General features: G+C 44.5%; 14 protein-coding genes. 3 read left to right on the forward strand and 11 right to left on the reverse strand.

All coding sequences use genetic code 11. The annotated features are described in order from the left end of the window. Positions 1-57: 57 nt before the first annotated feature. The 10 genes from addA to D8792_RS05775 all read right to left on the reverse strand — a co-directional run bounded on the left by addA (position 58) and on the right by D8792_RS05775 (position 15,684). Positions 58-3,729, reverse strand: a complete 3,672-nt coding sequence (addA, locus tag D8792_RS05730; RefSeq protein WP_125373261.1) for a helicase-exonuclease AddAB subunit AddA — start codon at positions 3,727-3,729, stop codon at positions 58-60. Continuing rightward, entirely contained in the window at positions 3,726-7,010 is a 3,285-nt protein-coding gene (rexB, locus tag D8792_RS05735) for an ATP-dependent nuclease subunit B (RefSeq protein WP_125373262.1), read from the reverse strand. The genes addA and rexB overlap by 4 nt, the downstream gene beginning before the upstream one ends. 142 nt (positions 7,011-7,152) lie before the next feature. Further along, a complete protein-coding gene (gene tuf / locus D8792_RS05740) occupies positions 7,153-8,349 on the reverse strand; it encodes an elongation factor Tu (RefSeq protein ID WP_005590656.1) in 1,197 nt (398 codons plus the stop codon). 122 nt (positions 8,350-8,471) lie between these two features. Continuing rightward, a complete protein-coding gene (locus D8792_RS05745; RefSeq protein ID WP_125373263.1) occupies positions 8,472-9,470 on the reverse strand; it encodes an anti sigma factor C-terminal domain-containing protein in 999 nt (332 codons plus the stop codon). Then, the gene (locus D8792_RS05750) at positions 9,457-9,927 is read right to left on the reverse strand and encodes an RNA polymerase sigma factor (RefSeq protein ID WP_185758412.1); all 471 of its coding nucleotides are present in this window, start codon (positions 9,925-9,927) and stop codon (positions 9,457-9,459) included. Before D8792_RS05750 ends, D8792_RS05745 begins: the two co-directional genes overlap by 14 nt. A 279-nt stretch (positions 9,928-10,206) precedes the next feature. Continuing rightward, the gene (locus D8792_RS05755) at positions 10,207-11,151 is read right to left on the reverse strand and encodes a DUF805 domain-containing protein (RefSeq protein ID WP_125373265.1); all 945 of its coding nucleotides are present in this window, start codon (positions 11,149-11,151) and stop codon (positions 10,207-10,209) included. Between the two features lie 106 nt (positions 11,152-11,257). Beyond that, positions 11,258-13,498, reverse strand: coding sequence for a DNA internalization-related competence protein ComEC/Rec2 (locus tag D8792_RS05760; protein WP_125373266.1), 2,241 nt, complete (start codon positions 13,496-13,498; stop codon positions 11,258-11,260). Beyond that, positions 13,479-14,174 (reverse strand): helix-hairpin-helix domain-containing protein, encoded by a 696-nt coding sequence (locus D8792_RS05765; protein WP_125373267.1) that lies wholly within the window; start codon positions 14,172-14,174, stop codon positions 13,479-13,481. Before D8792_RS05765 ends, D8792_RS05760 begins: the two co-directional genes overlap by 20 nt. Before the next feature lie 147 nt (positions 14,175-14,321). Further along, a complete protein-coding gene (locus D8792_RS05770; protein WP_185758407.1) occupies positions 14,322-14,870 on the reverse strand; it encodes an HXXEE domain-containing protein in 549 nt (182 codons plus the stop codon). Between the two features lie 73 nt (positions 14,871-14,943). Further along, positions 14,944-15,684 carry a lysophospholipid acyltransferase family protein gene (locus D8792_RS05775; protein ID WP_125373269.1) on the reverse strand — a complete coding sequence of 247 codons (741 nt, stop codon included), beginning with the start codon at positions 15,682-15,684 and terminating at the stop codon, positions 14,944-14,946. Positions 15,685-15,841: 157 nt separating this feature from the next. On the opposite strand from D8792_RS05775, the gene D8792_RS05780 reads away from it, so the two are divergent. The 3 genes from D8792_RS05780 to D8792_RS05790 all read left to right on the forward strand — a co-directional run bounded on the left by D8792_RS05780 (position 15,842) and on the right by D8792_RS05790 (position 19,273). Continuing rightward, positions 15,842-18,181, forward strand: a complete 2,340-nt coding sequence (locus D8792_RS05780) for a cation-translocating P-type ATPase (protein WP_125373270.1) — start codon at positions 15,842-15,844, stop codon at positions 18,179-18,181. Between the two features lie 92 nt (positions 18,182-18,273). Then, positions 18,274-19,020, forward strand: a complete 747-nt coding sequence (locus tag D8792_RS05785; RefSeq protein ID WP_125373271.1) for a tRNA1(Val) (adenine(37)-N6)-methyltransferase — start codon at positions 18,274-18,276, stop codon at positions 19,018-19,020. Next, positions 19,010-19,273 carry a GIY-YIG nuclease family protein gene (locus tag D8792_RS05790; protein WP_125373272.1) on the forward strand — a complete coding sequence of 88 codons (264 nt, stop codon included), beginning with the start codon at positions 19,010-19,012 and terminating at the stop codon, positions 19,271-19,273. Before D8792_RS05785 ends, D8792_RS05790 begins: the two co-directional genes overlap by 11 nt. A 34-nt stretch (positions 19,274-19,307) precedes the next feature. Here the strand turns inward: D8792_RS05790 and lacD are convergent, their stop codons facing one another. After that, positions 19,308-20,288 (reverse strand): tagatose-bisphosphate aldolase, encoded by a 981-nt coding sequence (gene lacD / locus D8792_RS05795; RefSeq protein ID WP_125373273.1) that lies wholly within the window; start codon positions 20,286-20,288, stop codon positions 19,308-19,310. Position 20,289: the final 1 nt, after the last annotated feature.

Genomic DNA, 20,289 nt, shown 5'->3' on the forward strand with positions numbered 1-20,289 from the left:
AGCATTTCCTGCAGCAATATCCTTTCTTAGTGGAACTCTATTCAGTTTCTAATCAGACTAGTCCACCTTGACCAGCTGTAGCTCCGCTCCTCCCAGTAGAATCAAATACTTGTCTACTTGGCTAAGACAATAGGAACGACTGAGGGCTTCGGCATAGAGGTCCAGCTGAGCTCGGTAGCGCTCCACCAAGTCTGCCGGATTATGATAGCGGTCAGTCTTATAGTCAAAGAGGATAATGCGATCATCAAAGAGCAGGTAGCCATCCAAGATTCCCCGAACAACAAAGTCTTGACCACTGGCTGGATCCTGCTTGAGCATAGCAAAAGGTGCTTCCCTATGGAGACAATTGGCCTGCTGCTGGATTAGCTGACCCAGTTCTGTAGCGAAAAAGGCCTCAATCTTAGCTAAATCAATCCCTTTCTTAACTGCCGCATCTACCTGAACCTGAGCCAAGGCTTGACGAATGCTAGTCTTAGTGACAGGCTGATCCAGCGGAATCCGTTGCATGAGTTCATGAACAGCAGAGCCGATTTGAACTCCTGTGATTTGCTTCTTCTTGCCAAAATTAGGCAGTTCAAAAGTCAGCTGGGGCTGATAACTTCGAGGCGCATCCATAATGTCCAGCCCTTCTGAGTCCATAACTGGTTCATAGAACTTCTTGATTTGACTGGGCGTGCGGACACTAGGCAATTCAATAGCCGCTTGATAGAGGCTGTTGAGCCGATCTACATTCTCCAAGATATCCAGAGCTCGGCGGATATCCTCTGACTGACGGTTGCCCGTCAAATCATCTACCGGAATAGGATCAGCCTGCTCCACTACTCCAATCTGCTCGTCTGTCAGCTCTTGATCGGTCACAAAACGGGTCTGATAAGCCAAATTTTCCCCCTCAAACACAGACTGAATAGCATAGAGCCAATCCTGAAAATTGGTCAGCTGGCTACGAAGGCCGCTAGATAAGCGACCATTTTGGCTAGTCCCCCACTTGCGCTCTTGGAGCTTAGCTTGATTGCCCTTTCCGACCAGATAGAGCTTGGTCTCAGCCCGCGTCATGGCCACATAGAGCAGACGCATCTGCTCAGACAAGCTAGCCAGCTTGAGTTCTTCGGCATTCTGCTGATAAGGTAGGGTCTCCATGGAAATGCGGATCTGCTTGGGCGCATGAGGATCCTGAGCCTCAACATCTACATCAGCCACATATTTGATTCCGATGCCTTTTTGTCGGCTGAGGATAATATCAGAGCTACTATCCTGACGATTGAAGGTTTTGTCCATATTGAGCAGAAAGACATACTTAAACTCCAGGCCCTTACTCTTATGGATAGTCATTAGCTGGACAGCATTTTTCGGAGCAGCTAGAGGGACACTAGCCAAATCGTGCTCATTTTTCAAAATTCGGTCAATCATGCTGATAAAGCGGGATAGCCCCTTGAAACTCGACTTTTCATAGTCGTTGGCCCGCAAGGATAAGGCATAGAGATTGGCCTGACGCTGCTCACCGTTGGGCAGGACCCCTACCATATCGTAGTAAAAACGATCCTGATAAATCTTCCAGATTAAATCATAGAGGGAATGGGTCTTGGAATAGCTGCGCCAGTCATTAAGAGTTTCCTGAAAGTGCTGCAGTTTCTTGCGCAATTCACCATGGATGAGTTGAGGTTCCAGACCTTGATTAGCCAGAGTATTCTTCAGCTTTTCGTAGAGATTTTCCATGGACTTGGTACTGGAGGCTTGCAAGGCTAGCCGAGCTAATTCGTCCTCATCAAAGTCAAACATCGGCGACTTTAGGAGAGCGGTCAGGGCATAATCGTTGAGAGGATTGTTAATGGTCCGCAAGGTATCCAGCATCACCATAACCTCTACCGACTGGAGATAATTGGTCTCGCCATCATCAGGCACAATCGGGATATGATGCCGGTCAAACTCTGCCAAAATCAGATCATTGCGGGTCCGCGAAGCTGTCAGCAAGGTCATATCCTTGAAATCCACTCCTTCTTGGTTATGAAGACGGATGATTTCCTTGATTACCAAGGCCACTTCACCAGCTGAAATACTAGGCAGACCTTGGTCAGAATCCTCTTCTTCGCTATCAGCGCTACCATCATAAATCAAAAACTCCGCCTGATTGGCTGGATTAGGCTCCCGTTTAGCTGGATTTCCCGCCACCAAGTAGTGGTGCTCATTGTAGTCAATCTCGCCAACTTCCTCGTCCATGAGTCGTTTAAAGACATCATTAGTGGCTTCCAGTACCTCGATGTGACTGCGGAAATTTTCCTTGAGAATAATCAGCTTGCCCTGACTAGGATCGGCCTGATAGAGTTTAAATTTATCGTTAAAAATCTGCGGATCGGCCTGACGGAATCGATAGATGGACTGCTTAATGTCGCCGACCATAAAGCGATTATTTCCTCGAGCCAACAATTCCAGCATTCGCTCCTGAGTATGGTTGGTATCTTGGTACTCATCGACCATGACCTCATGGTACTTATCCTGATAAAAATGCCGTACTTCTGGATAATTTTCTAAAATCTCAATAGCAAAATGGCTGATATCACCAAATTCAAAGGCATTTTCTGCTACCTTGCGCTCCAAATAAGTTTGCGAGAAATCTCGGACAAAACCGCGTAACAAATCCAGTAGAGGAAGAGCTTCCGCCTGATGCTGCTCCATAAAGTTCAGATGATAGAGGCGGACATCCAACTCTTTAATTCGCTCTATCAAGGGCTTGCGGGCTTCATTATAGGCTTGGGCCAGCTCTTTTTTAAGTTCGTCCGCATTCTTGCCGACTCGGGCAGTAAAAGCCTGATGGTTAGACGTCTTGGCTAATTCTAAAAAGCGCTGAATCAGGTCTAGCAACTGCTCAGATCCGGTCTGCTCCGTCAGCTCAGCCAAGATATCTAAGGCTGCCTGAACATTTTCCTGATACTTAGCTCCAGCAAAAACTTGACCTTCATGAGCCAGATGGCTCTGGAAAAAATCTTCCAAATCCAGCAGAGACTGCCTAGCTCCAGAGAATATTCTCTCCCGCTCTGCTCTAAAATCACTGGTTTCATAACCTAGAAGAAAGGTCTCTTCCAACCATTTTCGCGGATTGCTGGTAGACTGGAGAAAGCTATAAATACTATAAATCTGCTGGCGGAAACCAGCAATGTCCTTGCGCTTACCAGTGAAATTTTTGACCAAGCGACTGAATAATTCCTGTCGATCACTCTCATAGTAGGTATCGAAAAGCTGGTCAAAGACTTCATTTTGCAGAATGAGCTGCTCACTGGCCGACTGTAAAATCCGAAAATGCGGGGCCAGCCCCAGCAAATAGCCGTATTTATTTACCACTTTCTGGGTAAAGGCATCCATGGTGCCAATATCCGCATTGGCAATCTCAGCCAACTGCTGGGCCAGATGCTGGCGGAGTTCCTGATCTGAAGTCTCCTTGAGTACCAGACTCAGCTCCTTTTCCAGCCGCTCCTTAAGCTCACCTGCCGCCTTAACAGTAAAGGTTGAGATGAAGAGTTGACTGACCTCCACACCCCTGAGAATCTGGTCAATAATCCGCTGAACCATAACATAGGTCTTACCAGATCCAGCCGAAGCTGAGACGAGAATATTCTGACCAGAGGAGTAGATGGCCTGGATCTGCTCTGGTGTACGCTTTTGTGGCTTGTCAGAGGCAGCTTCCTCAGCCTGCTTGACTAGGATATCCTGCTCGCTTAAAAAGGGAATCCGTCTCATTTGTCCAACTCCTCCTTGATTTTTTCTAGCCAGGCTTGACGCAGCTTCTCGCCTGTCGGCCGTTTATCATACTGGCCCAGGTTTAACTTGGTCAGCTGTCTAGCCTGCCCCAGATGGAGATTGGCCTCAAAGCCTGTAATGGCCTTAAACTGGTCCACGTAAGGGGCAATACTACGTCCATTTTCTGTATAAGGATTGATGGCAAAACGACCAGCTAAAATACCTTCTGCTGCTTGCTGATAGAGATAGGTATTATAAGCCAAAATCACTTCCAATTCTTCCTTAGTTAGCAGATTGACCTTGCTTTTCTCGTAGTTAGCGCTCAAGTCCTTGGCCTGATCAGCCAGAAAGAGGCCTTTGTAAACTTGACTTTTCATGACTTGTTTCACAGCCTCGTCCAGTGCCTTGGTCTCCTTGAGGCTGGCTAGGGGCTCCGTCATCTGTAGGTACATGGCTCCGAAAGTTCCCTTGTCTTCTTGGTATTCTGGCATTTCTCGGATAGCCGCTAGGTAAGTCGGCAACTGAGAGTTAAGCCCATTAAAGAACTTCTCAAAGCTGAATTTGGTATCGCCTGACTTGTAATCCACAACTCCCAGACTCCCCGTCTCCGTCAGCCGATCAATCCGGTCCACCTTGCTGCTCACCTGAAGAGCTCTGCCATTGTCCAAAAGCAAGAAAGGCCGATCATGACCAAAGTCAGTCTCCTCACCGATGACCTCCAGCCCATCCGACTGAGCCAAGATACGGCCAGTAGCCCGAGCCGTGTCCAATAGCAAACGGCGGGCGAACTGGGTCTCGCCATTTTCACCATAGATAGACTCAAACTCATCCTCCCAGCTAGTCTCCTCCATAGCCCGCTGCAAGCGAGTGTCGAAGTCCTGCTCCAGCTGCTCCTTCATAACCTTTTCAAAGATTCGGTGGAGGAAAATCCCGTGACTGCGTGCATCCGGCTGAATCGTCCACTCCTCCTGCAACCGCAAGACATACTTAAGAAAATAGGCATACTGGTTTTTAAAGTATTCATTGAGGGCAGAAGCTGACAGTTTCAAAGGCTTCTCTGATGGATAAAGTGCTTGGAGGGTTTCCGACTTGAGAGGCTCCGTCTTCAGCTCCTTACTGATCTGGGGAATGGAAATCCCTTCAGCTGCCAATTTCTTGCGCAAGACTCGGATGGCTACTGCCCAAAAAGTCTGCTCCTCCGGCGTCCATTCGTGGTCAATATCCTCCTGATAGAGATCAATCACGCGCGCCAACAGAGCCCGATAAGTCCCAATATCGTCACTGCTAGCCTGTGGTTGCTTACTGATGATAGGTAGGGAAATAGGCGCTATTTCCAGCTCCGTCAAATAGGAAGACATGGCATCCTCTACTTCATTGATTAAGACAGGAGCAGACAGAACCAAATCCTCTGTCGCTGAATTAAGCAAGGATAGCGCTGCAAAGCGGTTTTTCTTGAGATTTTCACTGCTGGCTACCTGCAACTCAGCCTCGTCCCCAGTCGCTTGATTTAATCTCTGCCGTTCCTCGTCACTGAGCAGACTTTTATTTTGCGCTAACTTGGGCAAGCGCTCCTGCGTCAGCCCGATAGCATAGACATAAGGCGCAGCCATGGGCTCAATCAAGTCATAGGACTGAACGGTCACCACATCCACTGTCGCTGGTACAACTCTGTACTTGGCCAGAAGCATACCAGACAGGATTAGAGCCAAGAAATCATCTAGCTTGAGCTTGCTACCATCAAACACCTGTGCAAGCTGCTCCAAGACATGACAAAAAGTCTTCCAGACTTCCTCCTGTCGTTCCACTTCCTGCTGGCTTGCACCTTCCAGCAGACCAGTCAGATTAGCATCCAAGCGAACTTCTTTGATAAAGTTGGTAAATTTAGCCAAGAGACCAGTCGCTGTCTGACTACGAGATTTGAAAAAGTCTAACAGAGGCGTGATAAGGTTGCGACGCATGGTATTGAGCCGCTTCAGGTCAAATTTCTCCTGACGGTTAATGGTAAAATCTCTCCCTAGCTTGGCTGCCCCTTTAATCTCGGCAAAGCGAAGGTACTGCTCAAAACTATCCAGCTCCTCATGACTCAAACCGCCATACAGGCCGGTTTTTAAAAGATTGAGTAAATCTTCCGTCTGAAAATTATAGCGTTTCAAGCGCTCCAACGACTCTAAAAACTGAACCAAAGGATGCTGGGACATGGACTCAGACCTCCCCAAATAAAAGGGAATCTGATACTGGTCAAAGATGGTCTTCAGTTGGAGCTGGTAGGCCTCCACATCCCCCAAAAGCAGTCGGATATCCTTGTAGCGGGCGCCATCATGGAGCCGCTGACGGATGGACTTGGCCACATATTCCAGTTCTTCTTTTTGATTGCGCACCGACCAAATCTCTAGGTGAGAGCGATCCTCCTCAGTCAATTCCACATGCGTTTCAGAAAAATCATAGCGACTCTCTAAAATCTTAGAAATCTTGCCAAAGGCATCATCCGACTGAGTAGAATCTCCCGCTAGATACTCTGGCTTGACCTCATAAGTTTGAGCCAGCTTGAGCAAAAATTCGACGCTGGCCTGATAAAGATTGCCCTCACGAAAGGCTGTCCGGTAGGCTTTTTGACTGGCATAAACACCAATGACAATCTCCACTCCCTTGTGGTGCAGCAAATCTACTAGATATTCCTCCTCTGCTGAGAAACGGGTAAAGCCATCTATAACCAACGCAAGATTAGCCAATTCACCATCCAAATCACCAGCTAGAATATGCTGAGCGAAAATCGTGAGTTTAGAGGTCGCATCATAATTTCCTGCCTGAAAAGCAGCAGACAAAGCCGTGAAAATCTTGAGCAAATCCTCGCGCTTCTCTGGCTCTTCTAGATAGTTCAAATCCGCAAAAGTCATCTGGGCTGTCTGAAGCTCATGATAAAGGTCTAGCAATTGCTGGATAAATTGTGCATCCTTCTTAATCCGCCCATAAACCTTGAGCTCTCGGTCATCCATTTCCGATAAAATCCGATAAAATAGCATACCTAGACCAATATCATCCAAGGCCTGTCCTTCCTGAACATTATTGAGGACAAAATAACGAGCCATCTGGGCAAAACGTGTCACCGTAATAGCAAAGGAAGCGTGATTTTCCAATGCCTCCAAAACTGCTCGCTCCTTTTCAAAAGAAAGCGAGTTGGGAGCTATATAAAAGACCCGCTTGCCGTCCGCTGCTAAGTCCTGAGCTTGCTTAGCCAAATGCGCCGTCAAAGGACTGCGGATATCCGTATAAAGTAATTTCATACCGTCTCTTTTCAACAACAAAATATCATAGAATGATTATATCATGTTTGCGAGAAAAAGGCTTTGTCTAAAAGAAAAAGCCCCGCCGAAGCGAGACTTTTCGTGTCTGATTTTATAATTGTTATCTGGGAACGAAATCGAATTAAGCTTCGATTTCAGTAACCATACCTGAACCAACAGTACGTCCACCTTCACGGATAGAGAAAGTAGTACCTTGTTCAACGGCGATTGGGTGGATCAACTCAACGTCGATAGTTACGTTATCACCAGGCATTACCATTTCAGTACCTGCTGGAAGTTCGATTGAACCTGTAACGTCAGTTGTACGGAAGTAGAACTGTGGACGGTAGTTGTTGAAGAATGGAGTGTGACGTCCACCTTCTTCTTTAGTAAGGATGTAAACTTCACCCTTGAATTTAGTGTGTGGGTTGATTGAACCTGGTTTAGCGATAACCTGACCACGTTCGATTTCATCACGTTGGATACCACGAAGAAGCACACCTACGTTGTCCCCTGCAAGACCTTCGTCAAGCTGTTTACGGAACATTTCAACACCAGTAACAACTGCTTTTTGGATTTCTTCTTTGATACCAACGATTTCGATTTCATCGTTGACACGAACAGTACCACGGTCGATACGTCCTGAAGCAACTGTACCACGACCAGTGATTGAGAATACGTCTTCAACTGGAAGAAGAAGAGGTTTGTCAGTATCACGTTCTGGTTCTGGGATGTACTCATCAACAGTGTTCATTAATTCCATGATGATGTCTTCGTACTTAGTATCACCTTCAAGAGCTTTAAGAGCTGAACCTTGGATAACTGGAAGATCGTCACCTGGGAAGTCGTATTCTGACAAGAGGTCACGGATTTCCATTTCAACCAATTCAAGCAACTCTTCGTCGTCAACCAAGTCGATCTTGTTCATGAAGACGATAAGGTGTTTAACACCAACCTGACGTGAAAGAAGGATGTGCTCACGAGTTTGTGGCATCGGTCCGTCAGTTGAAGCTACTACAAGGATAGCTCCGTCCATTTGAGCGGCACCAGTGATCATGTTTTTAACGTAGTCCGCGTGTCCTGGAGCGTCGATGTGGGCATAGTGACGTTTTTCAGTTTCGTACTCAACGTGTGCAGTGTTGATAGTGATACCGCGTTCGCGTTCTTCTGGAGCAGCATCGATAGACGCATAGTCTTTTGGTTGGTTAACTGATGAAGGCAAGCGACGTGCCAATACAGTTGTGATAGCTGCTGTCAAAGTAGTTTTACCGTGGTCAACGTGTCCGATAGTACCAATGTTAACGTGTGGTTTACTACGATCGTATTTTTCTTTTGCCATTTGAGTAAAAGCCTCCAATAAAATATATTTTATAGATAGACAGTAGGCAATACAGTCTAACTTTCCTTACTATTTTATCAAATTTTACTGAAAATGCAAGCCTTTTACACATTTTTTGTCAATTATTCCTTATCGAGCTTATAGTAAGGCTGATTGGGAACGGAAGCACCGATACTCGAAGCATAAATCCACTCTTTTCCTTCTAATTGAGTGAAATTTTCTGCTTTTCCTGTCAAGATGACACCGGAGAAAGTCAATTGATCCCTATTTTCTGCTTCACGAATATCTAACTGACCAAATTTCTTTAGATAGGCCTCAACATCATTATACATGTTGTACCCACTAAGACTTGGGAAAAGATTTTTATCTGTCTTTTTCAGATAATCCAAGAAAGTCTGCTGCTCTTTCTTAGCCTCTTTTGCCTTCTTCTTAAAATCTAAGTCATAAGTAAAGAGAAGACTAGCGTTAGCTCCATAGGTGAACTGGGGATCGGAAAACAGTTCAATACCTTTTTCACCATCTTCTGACTGGCTGCCAATCCAGTACCAGTTAATCTTGAGATTGTTCGGTATCATCTGCTGGATTTCCTTATAGGTATAAGCTTTATCAAAAGTCAAAGCTACTTCCACCAATTGATTTGGCATTTCTTTGACAGAAGCCAACTCCTTAGGCATAGAATTACTATCCTTTGTCCCTTTGGCATTGATATTATAGAAGACCGGATATTTTTGACGTAGGGTTCGCGTATAGGTCCCTGAGAGAGACAAATAAGTCCCTTCCGCAGTCGGATCTCTAAAAGCACCTATGAGTGAATAGTTTCCCTCATAGGAAGGATAAGCTACCTTCACTCCATCTAAATCCTTGAAACGATCAGAATGTAAGGTTCCTGAAAACAAAGAATTTTGAGTGTAGTAAAGACTGTCATAGTCAACATTAGGGTAGGCGATTTCCGATATAACTTCATACTCTTTTTGCAAATTTCGACCATTACTCGAGGCTAATTCTATCAATCCCTTCCCTAGTAAAAGCAATAAAGCTAAGGAGACAAGGCTACTGATGACAACCGTCTTCCAAAGTCGTTTTCTTTTACTTTTCTTCGCTAAAATTTCAAATGTTTCCATTTTTATATCCTTTCTTTTCCAATTTACGGCGGAGCTTAATTCGGCTACGCATGAGTTGTACTTTCACTTTACTTACAGAATACGACATAATTTGAGCGATTTCCTTTACTGTAAAATTTTGGAAATAATAAAGATCTAGAAGCATTGCTTCCTTAGTCGGGAGCTCTTCTATCGTCGACCTTAATAGCTCATAATAGTCGTTTTCAAATGGTTGAATCACATCTTGTTTGAAAAATTCCTTTTGCAAAATTTCTAAATAATGCCGATCGCGCCTATAGCGATCGATATAGCGACGGATGGAAACCCGATACATCCAAGCTCGCATCTTCTCTGCCGGGATGACCAGATCAGTCTCTAACATTTTGACAAAAACATCCTGCACCACATCTTCTGCCTCGGCCTTAGAAGCTCCTGACTTTTGCAAGTAGAAAACAATCTCTCTGGCAAAACCAATCAAGATGTTTTCGTATTCATCCAGTTTGATAATCTCACCTCCCCACAACTTCTCCTAAAATCTCTCTTTATTTGCACTTCTTTAAAAAGAATAACAAAAAAGCCTTTCTATCCCAAATCTCACAGCTGCTACTTCTCATTTGAAACTGCTTTTCTCTACTTAATACTTTTCTATTCGTCCCCCTTTCTACTAGTATAACGAATCAAAAGTTATTTTGGTTACAAAAATTTTAAACATGACAAAGAAACCCTAGATAGATGGAAACTATCTAGGGTCGATATATTATAGATTTTCTTGAGAAATTGACTCTGAGTTAGTGATTTGTTCAGAAGCCGTTCCCAGAGCCTGTTCTGCAGTTTCAGCTTGAGACTGATGAGCTTCTACTGAATGAACTGATTCAGCTGGTTCTGAAACTGAGGCTGAGAATGCTGATTGAGTTGACTCTTGAGTTTGGGCTTGGCTAGCAGCAAACGGTTGAGTTGGCTGGTTCACTTGATTCTGACCAAAAGGTTGCTGAGGCTGACCAAATTCTGGATTTTGAACTGGTGCTTGTTGCTGAGCAAATGGTTGCTCTTGGCTAGCAGGCTGACTAAACTGTTGGCTTTGAGCTGGCTGTTGAACTTGACCAAATTGTTGGTTTTGTGTTGGCTGTTGTTGTCCTTGGAATCCAGGCTGAGCAAACTGTTGGTTTTGAACCGGTTGTTGTGCTTGACCAAATTGCCGACCTTGGAATCCTTGTTGACCATATGGAGCCCCATTAACTGGCTGAGCTGGTTTGCTAGCTTGACAAAGCAAGACAATCAGAGCAATACCACATGGCAGAGAAACCAAAGCAGCCAAAATATTCAACACTGGAATGAAGTAAGCTAGTGAAGGCCCTACAGTGAGAAAAATAAATGCCCAATGGAAGCCGGCATCACGAAGACGACGAACAGTGATGGCAAGATTAGGAACGATTGTTGCAAGCCAATAGATGGCAAGTAGGAACATTATGAACACAGCCAAACCAGCGCCAGCCATAGCTCCAGATAAATCGGGTTCATAATCGTATAGCCTTGCATAATAAACTTCACTAAAAAGCGGAATGAGAAAACCGAAAAGGGCGATCAACGAAAATGGTAAGGTAATCAAAAAATTACATAGGACAACCCACCAGTAATCCGAACGGCTTGAACGACCACTAAAGTCTGCATAACGAGTCCAAAATTTTTTATAAGCAGAAAACATAGAAATCTCCTCTAAATTTTTATTAACAGGGTTCATTGTATCATAATTTTAGCTCGAAATCAAGGTAAGTTAATCCTAGCTCCGTCTCAGAGCAAGGAAACAGGGGTTACTTTACCGTCTCAATCTGCCATGAATCCCAGCCACTGAAGCGAATGGCTCCTTGTTCATCTGTCCGGAAAATCTGTGTCTGAATGTTCTTAAATCTGTCCAGAGTTTCCTGATGAGGATGCTTATAGCGGTTATTCTTGCCGGCAGAAATGAGGCCAATTTTAGGCTGAAGCTGATGTAAAAATTCTGGGCTAGAAGAGCCCTTAGAACCGTGGTGGCCTGCTTTTAAGACATCCACCTTGAGTTGCGGAAAACGACCCATCAAAGCTGCTTCGCCATTTTCCTCTAAGTCTCCCGTAAATAAAAAGCTGGTTCCAAAAAACTTCCCGTATAAGATAACTGAGTCATCATTGCTACCGTCGCCCGTATCCTCAGGATAGAGAACTTGCAGAGCACTATCAAAAATCGGAAGGCTATCTCCTACTTCTACCGCATGGACTCTCGTCTGCATCCGCTCCAGTTTCTCCACAAAATCCGACTGGGTCAAGCTTCCCTTAGATACATAAATTTCCTTTATAGAAAAATGCTTGGCTACTTCCAGCATATCGCCCATATGATCGGTATCGGTGTGGGTCAAAACCAGTACATCCAAGTGACTCAGTCCCCGACTTTTTAGATAAGGAATCAAAGTCTTTTCTGCATTTGTCGAAGAAACCCGCTTCTGCCAAGCTTCTTTCTTGCCAATCTCCACTCGCCCACCCACATCAATCAGAACAGATTTTCCCCGCCAATCGCGCAAGAAAATGCTATCTCCCTGTCCAATATCAATGATGGTGATTTCATTTTGCAAGGGATGCTTTGTGAGGAAAAAGAGCAGAGCAAGAGCCAAGCTGAGAAGGACCAAAACTCTCTTCTGTCTACGAAAATCATAGAGCAAGCCAAGAGTGATAAGCATGCCTAGCATCATCCAAATAGATGGCTGGCCAAAAACCACTGGCCGTGAGGAAATAGACGCCGTCCAACGAATCAACTCTTCCAGCAGTTCAAATAAGGCATTGACCTGAGTAATTTTCAAAAGAGGCGATAGAGCAAAAATAAAGGTCAGGGCTGGAAGCATAAAAAGATCAAAAATGACTGAGAATAGAAAAGTCAGCAGAATAGACCAGAGCTGAAATTCAGAAAAACAGAAAATCAGGATCGGCAAAATCCCCAGTGAAATAGTCAGACTTTCTGCCAGCACCTTTCGTACGGGAGGTAAATGCTCAAAATCCATGACCGAAATGAGAAAAGCATAGGCACAGGAAAGAACGCCACCCGTCGTCAATAGAAAATTGGGCATGAGAATGGCTAAGAGCATGATCGTTAAAGCAAAGTTATCCAGCTTAGTCACACCAAACTGCGAGAGCAGCTTTTGTACTAAACTCCTCAAGACTGATACTGAAAAGCCCGTCAAACCTGCATAGATAAAGGATAAGGGTAGTTGTATCCAATCGACGGTTTCCCTTTTTAAACCAGATTTCAGGAGAAGCCTGCGAAAACCATCCATGAAATAGCCGACCTGCATGCCAGATAAGGCAAATAGATGGATAATCCCCAGACTGGAATAAAGTTCATTCATCTCAGCAAAATCTGTATCCAAATCACCAAACAAGAGTCCAGTCATATAGTGTCTCATGGGGCTAGGAAAATTTTCCTTGATATAAACCAGAGCCTTTCTGCGCCAGACCAACAGCCAATCCCAAGGATTAAGACTGCTAAAATGCTGACTGGACTTGATTTGATTGATTTTCAAAATCCTGTAAATCCCCTGCGTTTTCAGATAAACCCGATAGTCAAAACCCGAAAAATTGCGCTGGTCTTCTGCTAAACTAAGCTCTCCATCAATCTCCAAAAGGAGTTGATCGCTCAGCTTTTGAAAAGCGAGTTTTTCCTGTTCTGACTGGATTTTATAAAAGGCCTGATAAGTTCGACTATTGGAATAGCCGCGAAAAGAAAGCGAGTCGCCATTGACTTTAATTGTATCTGGCTTCATCACAATGGTAGAAATGGTTTCCGGCTCATCTTGAAAGGCTTGATTAGCCACTTCTCTCCTAAATAGGAAAAATCCTGCAAAGAGACTCAAGAACACCAAAACAAGCAGAATATTTCTAGTCGAATAAAGCCAAAAGAGCCGAACAAGGAGAACTGCCAAACCTAGATAGGCTGGTAGACTACTAGTGTAAATCGCAAAGTAGGTTAGCACCAGCAAAATACAAAAATAGATGGGTTTGATGGGAAATTTATTTATCCACTGTGACATAGTCTTTTAACTTTTCTAAGGTTTTTGCACCGATTCCTGAGACATTTTTCAGCTCATCTACTGACTTAAACTTGCCATTGGCTTCCCGATAAGCGATGATGTCTTGCGCTTTCTTTTGACCGATGCCTGAAACTGTCTGAAGTTCAGCTTCGGTCGCTGTATTGAGATTGACCAAGTCAGACTTCCCTTTTGCCGTTTCTCCATTTCCAGCGGGCGTCTGACTAGTTTGCGTCACATCTGACCCTTCTTCACCGACTTTAGCTACATAGACAACTGCCTCGTCTGTTAATTTTTGAGCTTGGTTGATGGATTTTGACTCGGCATCTGGCAGTAGACCTCCCGCTTTTTGTAAGGCATCGTGTACACGCGCTCCTGCCCGCAACTGATAAACTCCTGGATTTTTGACAGCTCCTTTGACATCAACTGTTACTTCCTTCTCAGATTCCTCTGACTCCATATCCTTTTCTGAGTTGATTTTTTCTTGATTGATATTTCTTTTTTCTGTATCGGTTTCAGATGAAGCTGATGTGACCACTTCCTGAGCCAGTGCACTGACCTGATTCTGTGGCTGAGCGTTGCCCTTCAGCAAGAAAAAGCCAGCCAAGACGACCCCCAATAAGGAAAGTCCAACAAAAATTTTGTATTCCTTTAATTTCTCAACTATTTCTTCAAACATAATTTTTTCTCCTTTATTTTTTTATTCGTAAAAAATTCAAAAGAATATGACAAACAGAGAGAATTTTCAGCTTATCAAATTTTAAAATCTTTATTTTGCAAGAAGTAGTAGATAGAAAGGACATTGATGAAAATAGAAGCTGTAATATCAATCTGCTTTGCTTATCCTGTATATCCAAGCTTCTAACTTTTGAGCTCTGCTATGTAAAAAAACCAGATTTGCCAAAAGAAAAGCCATCACAAGCACGCTTAGAATCAGAAGCAGCAGCCAAGAAACTGACTGCTGACTCAGATAAAGGACAAAGACTAAGATGAGTATAGGAAAAGTCGTCAAAGCTGTGAAGCCGCCCGGTACCCAGCGACGAAAGCGAAACACTTGCATGATATGGCCCAGCAAATGGAGAGTATGACAGAAGCCAATAGCCAGAGCCAGCTCGGGAATGCGAAATAGAATGGCAAGCAGCAAGAGAATAAAAGCCAGTAGAAATTCCTCTGCAATCATTAGAGCTATACTTTCAGCAGAAAGATAACTTCCTCTCCTAGCAATGAACATCTCCTTTTGATAGCCTTGATGATCTTGATTCTGAGAAATCCAAGGCCGAATCAGGATAATCTCATCAAACTCGTGCAGCATAAAAAGTGACAAAGTTACAAAAGATAAAAAGGCAAGAGACATGGCATCCTCCTTATAAAACATACCAACATTATAACTCACTCACATACAAAAAATCAGCTCCCAAGCAAGATTGCTCAGCAAGCTGATTCGTATCTTATTCTCTATGCTTCTCTGGATCCCAGACAAAGCTTGCGAGGAAACTAAAAATGAAGGTCAGAATACCAATCAAGGCAGCTGGAATAAAGGCCAATGCTCGTAAAATCCGCCAGAAGATATTAGGTTTTTTACCTGTCTGATAAGACGCCACTTCTGCATCCAAGCGGTCAAACTCTGCCTGAATCCGACGAGCTACTTCCTCAACTCCTTCATCATTCATCTTTTTGATATCAGAAATATCAATCAGATTACCAAAGTTCATATCTACGCGTTCCCCAGCTGCCAAGCCTTTGAGGCTCATGGGACCAGCGTAGACTACTGGCATGATACGGACTTTAGCCATCTTAGCAATCACTGCTACTCCTCCCTTAACATCCGTAGAATGGCGGCTGCCGCTTGGGAACATAATCAGAGAGCGATTGCTCTTTTTCAGCATATTGACAGGGTACTTGATAGCTGACGGGCCAGGATTTTCCCGGTCGATAGGAAAGGCACCGCACATGCGAATCCACCAGCCGAACACCCGATTTTCAAAGAGCTGTTTCTTGGCCATGAAAATGAACTGCTTGGGCTTGGTCGCAAAAGCCATGTAAACTGGATCCCACCATGTTCGGTGAGGGGCCACCAAGATATAATTTTCATCTTTTGAAGGAATCTTTTCTTTATTGTGGTAATGCGCATTGCCGTTCAAGGTCCACAGGATAAAAATCACTAAACCTCGCAAATAGGTATAAAACATAAACTCTCCTTATTTCAAACTGTGATTGTACTTGAAATTTATTACATCCTTTCCCATTATACCCTATCCCATTATAGTCTGCAATATTTTTCCAAACTTTGGCTGTAACAGCTGATTCGGATAGCTATTTCCATAAAAAAATGGTATCATTAATCTCATGAACAAGAATGAATTAATCGGTTTAAACCAAACCCAAGTAGATGAAAAGATTTCGCAGGGCTTGACCAATGATTTTACAAGTGACACCAGCACCAGTAACTGGCAAATCGTTAAGCGGAATGTTTTCACCCTTTTTAATGCCCTTAACTTTGTTATTGCTCTAGCCTTGGTCTCTGTCCAAGCCTGGAGCAATCTGGTCTTCTTCGCTGTTATCAGCTTTAATGCTGTCACTGGTATTATTACGGAACTGCGAGCCAAACGCATGATTGACAAGCTCAATCTGGTCAGCCGAGAGCTAGTCACAGTCATCCGCGACGGCCAGGAAGTCAAGATTCAACCAGAAGAAATTGTACTGGGTGACCTAATCAAGCTGTCAGCCGGCGAGCAAATTCCCAGTGATGCCCGTGTAGTAGAGGGTGTTGCCGAGGCCAATGAAGCCATGCTGACAGGTGAGAGTGACCTAGTGCTCAAGGAAGAAGGCGCTGAGCTGCTGTCTGGTAGCTTTCTGGCCAGTGGGCAGATCTATGCTGAGGTGCACCATGTCGGCGCAGATAACTACGCCAACAAGCTCATGACTGAAGCTAAAACACTCAAGCCTATCAACTCGCGCATTCTTTACAATCTTGGAAAAATCTCCCGCTTTACCGGAAAAATTATCATTCCTTTCGGAATGGCTCTCTTCTTTGAAGCCCTAATGATAAAGGGATTGCCTGTCAAAAACTCTGTCATTACCAGCTCGACAGCTCTTTTGGGCATGCTTCCTAAGGGAATCGCCCTGCTGACAGTCACGTCACTCCTGACAGCTGTCATCAAGCTAGGTATGCGCAAGGTTCTTGTTCAGGAAATGTATTCTGTTGAGACGCTGGCTCGGGTGGATACTCTCTGTCTGGACAAGACCGGGACAATTACCCAAGGTAAGATGACTGTTGAAGCCTTGCATAGTCTGTCAGACAAGTTTTCTGATGAGACCGTCAATCAAATCTTAGCAGCCTACATCCAAACCAGCGAGGATAATAACCCAACTGCCCAGGCTATCCGCAAGGGCTACGGCCACCTGGAGCACAACTACACTAGCGACAATGTCATCCCATTTTCTAGTGACCGAAAATGGGGCGCTATGCATTTATCAAGTGTCGGAACTATCTTTCTGGGGGCACCCGAAATGCTGCTGGACAGCAATCCTGCAACGGTTGGAGAGGCTCAAAAACGCGGATCGCGGGTTTTGGTGCTGGCTCACAGCGACCAAGTGCTAGACAAACACAGCATCCAACTGCCTGAAGATATGACCACTCTGGCTGTTCTGGAAATCACTGACCCTATTCGTGAGGGAGCAGCCGAGACACTGGACTACCTGCGCTCTCAGGATGTTGATTTGAAAATCATCTCTGGTGACAATCCAGTGACCGTTTCCCATATTGCGAGCCAGGCTGGATTTGCCAACTACGACAGCTACATCGACTGCTCTAAAATCAGCGATCAAGAACTGGTTGAGCAAGCAGAAGAAACAGCCATCTTTGGCCGTGTTTCTCCCCATCAGAAGAAGCTGCTCATCCAGACTCTTAAGGCCGCTGGTCGGACAACAGCCATGACCGGAGATGGGGTTAATGATATCTTAGCCTTGCGTGAAGCAGACTGCTCCATCGTCATGGCGGAGGGCGACCCCGCAACTCGGCAAATTGCCAACTTGGTTCTTCTTAATTCCGACTTCAACGATGTCCCTGAGATTCTTTTTGAAGGCCGCCGAGTTGTTAACAATATCGGCCGGATTGCTCCGATTTTCTTCATCAAGACCATCTATTCCTTCATCCTGGCTATCATCTGTATCGCCAGTATCCTGCTCGGAAAACCTGAATACCTCTTGATTTTCCCATTCATCCCGATTCAGATTACCTTGATTGACCAGTTTGTCGAAGGTTTCCCACCCTTTGTCCTCACCTTTGAGCGCAATATTAAGCCAGTTGAAAAGCACTTCCTCAAACGCTCCCTGCAGCTAGCTCTGCCAAGTTCCCTCATGATTATCTTCAGCGTGCTATTTGTCCGTATCTGGGGCAGCAGCCATGGCTGGAGCGACATAGAAATGTCCACCCTGACCTACTACTTGCTAGGCAGCATCAGCTTCTTGTCAGTCATTCGGGCCTGCCTGCCACTCAACCTCTGGCGCGCTCTTCTGATCATTTTTTCAGTCGCAGGCTTCTATCTATCCGCCTTTGTCCTGCAACACCTTTTGGAAATTGCGACGCTGACAGCCGCAACCTTGCCAGTCTATCTGATTCTCATGGTTTTCTTTATCGGAATTTTCATCGCTTGTACTATCAAGCAAAAATATGAATTCAACTAAAATTCGCACCTGACTGTTTCTGTCAGGTGTTTTTTCCTATAAAATTTCTCTTTCTTCTTTGGAATAGCACTTAATCATGCTATAATGTTGGTATGACAGAAGCAAAATTAAAAGACGGAGAAAGAGTTAATCAACTCTTTTCCACTGATATAAAAATCATTCAAAATAGCGAGGTTTTTAGCTATTCAGTCGATAGTGTCCTGCTTTCTCGCTTTCCAAAATTACCCAACCGAGGGCTAATCGTCGATCTCTGCGCTGGAAACGGGGCTGTTGGTCTCTTTGCTAGCACACGGACTCAGGCCCAGATTTTAGCAGTGGAAATTCAGGAGCGTTTGGCAGATATGGCCCAGCGTTCCATTGAACTAAATGACCTTGCTCAACAGATGCAAGTTATCCATGACGACTTGAAAAATCTAGGAAACTACATCTCTGGCAGTAAGGTTGACATCATTCTCTGTAATCCTCCCTATTTCAAGGTCGATGAACATTCCAATCTTAACGGCAGTGAGCATTATCTGCTAGCGCGTCACGAAGTTGCTACGAATTTAGAAGAAATTTGCACGATTGCCCAGCGAGTTCTCAAGTCCAATGGCCGCTTAGCAATGGTTCACCGTCCTGACCGATTTTTGGATATTTTAGAAACCATGAAAAACCATAATCTAGCGCCCAAGCGCATCCAGTTTGTCTATCCCAAGCAGGGGAGAGAAGCAAATATGCTCTTAATCGAGGCTATCAAAGATGGTTCACCAGACGGCCTGAAAATCCTCCCTCCCCTCTTTATCCACGAGCAAGACGGCAGCTATACACCAGAAATTCAAGAGATTTACTATGGAAAATAAAGCCTATATGTATGTCCTTGAATGCGGAGACGGCACCCTCTATACAGGCTATACAACTGATGTAGAAGCCCGCCTCAAAACACATCAGTCTGGAAAAGGAGCCAAGTACACTCGCGCCCGATTGCCCGTCACACTCATCTATCAAGAGGAACATCCCGACAAATCTGCAGCCATGTCGGCTGAAGCCCACTTCAAAAAGAAGAAACGAGCTGAAAAACTAGCTTATATAGAAGAAAAACGTAGCAAGTCCTAAAACTTACTACGTTTTTTGAATTCTAAAATCAAGATTAGATGCGTTCCTTCCAAGAAGTCGCAGTCTTTTGAAGAACCTTGTTGAGCTCATCAATGTTTTGAAAACCAGTTGTACGAAGCCACTTACGAGCTGCTTCTTCACCGTCTTTGATGTAAGCTTCAACTGATCCTGCCCAGGTTGCACGGCCGCAAAGAACACCATTAAAGTTTGCACCTGATTCATGGGCAAAGACAAGTGTTTCTTGGAAGAGTTTAGCCGACACTCCAGCACTCAAGTAAATGTATGGCAAGTTAGTCGCTTCATCTTGTACTTTGAAGAAAGCTGCTGCTTCTTCGCGAGTATGCACGATTTCACCATCTCCAAATCCTTCAACGTATTTGACGTTGACTGGAACTTCCACTTTCAAGACGTCGATATTAAAGCGTGGATCTGAGAAGACTTTCATAGCACTGATAACCTTGTGTGGTTTTACTTTCGCGTATTCTGCAGAACCTGCGTCAGCAATCTTTTCATCGTAAGCAAGGATTTCAAGGAAGAATGGAATATCTTCCGCCACACACTCAGAACCGATGCGTTCGATGTAGGCTTGTTTTTGTTGGTTTAGTTCGTCAGAACTGTCTACATCGTAGTAAAGCAAGAACTTCACAGCGTCTGCACCTTGTTCTTTGATGCGTTTAGCAGACCAAACATCCAAGCAGTCTGGCAAGCGTTTAGTGCTAGTTGTGTCGTATCCAGTTTTTTCATAAGCAAGGAGAAGACCAGCATTTGGTGCAAGAGCTTTTGTAGCTGGAAGTCCATATTCAGGGTCTAGAAGCATAGAAGAAGCGTATTTAGTCAATTCATCTGCCACCAAGACTTTGAGTTCTTCCATTTGAGCCACTGTTGGCTCCTCTGTTTGATATTGAGCCATGAGGCGTTTCAAAGCACCACGTTGGTCAAAGGCAAGAGCTGAGATAATGCCATTCTCATCTGAAAGTTTTTTTAAGCATGCACGTTTGTTTTCTGTTAAAGCCATT

This window comes from Streptococcus cristatus (assembly GCF_003943505.1).
GTDB classification, from domain to species: domain Bacteria; phylum Bacillota; class Bacilli; order Lactobacillales; family Streptococcaceae; genus Streptococcus; species Streptococcus cristatus_E.

Excerpts from the sequence above, each read along its gene's own strand:
- D8792_RS05775 (WP_125373269.1), bottom strand. The coding sequence starts at position 15,684 with ATGTTTTATACCTATTTGCGAGGTTTAGTGATTTTTATCCTGTGGACC.
- D8792_RS05770 (WP_185758407.1), bottom strand. The coding sequence starts at position 14,870 with ATGTTTTATAAGGAGGATGCCATGTCTCTTGCCTTTTTATCTTTTGTA.
- lacD (WP_125373273.1), bottom strand. The coding sequence starts at position 20,288 with ATGGCTTTAACAGAAAACAAACGTGCATGCTTAAAAAAACTTTCAGAT.
- D8792_RS05790 (WP_125373272.1), top strand. The coding sequence starts at position 19,010 with ATGGAAAATAAAGCCTATATGTATGTCCTTGAATGCGGAGACGGCACC.
- D8792_RS05760 (WP_125373266.1), bottom strand. The coding sequence starts at position 13,498 with ATGTCACAGTGGATAAATAAATTTCCCATCAAACCCATCTATTTTTGT.
- D8792_RS05755 (WP_125373265.1), bottom strand. The coding sequence starts at position 11,151 with ATGTTTTCTGCTTATAAAAAATTTTGGACTCGTTATGCAGACTTTAGT.
- D8792_RS05780 (WP_125373270.1), top strand. The coding sequence starts at position 15,842 with ATGAACAAGAATGAATTAATCGGTTTAAACCAAACCCAAGTAGATGAA.
- addA (WP_125373261.1), bottom strand. The coding sequence starts at position 3,729 with ATGAGACGGATTCCCTTTTTAAGCGAGCAGGATATCCTAGTCAAGCAG.
- D8792_RS05785 (WP_125373271.1), top strand. The coding sequence starts at position 18,274 with ATGACAGAAGCAAAATTAAAAGACGGAGAAAGAGTTAATCAACTCTTT.
- D8792_RS05765 (WP_125373267.1), bottom strand. The coding sequence starts at position 14,174 with ATGTTTGAAGAAATAGTTGAGAAATTAAAGGAATACAAAATTTTTGTT.
- tuf (WP_005590656.1), bottom strand. The coding sequence starts at position 8,349 with ATGGCAAAAGAAAAATACGATCGTAGTAAACCACACGTTAACATTGGT.
- D8792_RS05745 (WP_125373263.1), bottom strand. The coding sequence starts at position 9,470 with ATGGAAACATTTGAAATTTTAGCGAAGAAAAGTAAAAGAAAACGACTT.
- rexB (WP_125373262.1), bottom strand. The coding sequence starts at position 7,010 with ATGAAATTACTTTATACGGATATCCGCAGTCCTTTGACGGCGCATTTG.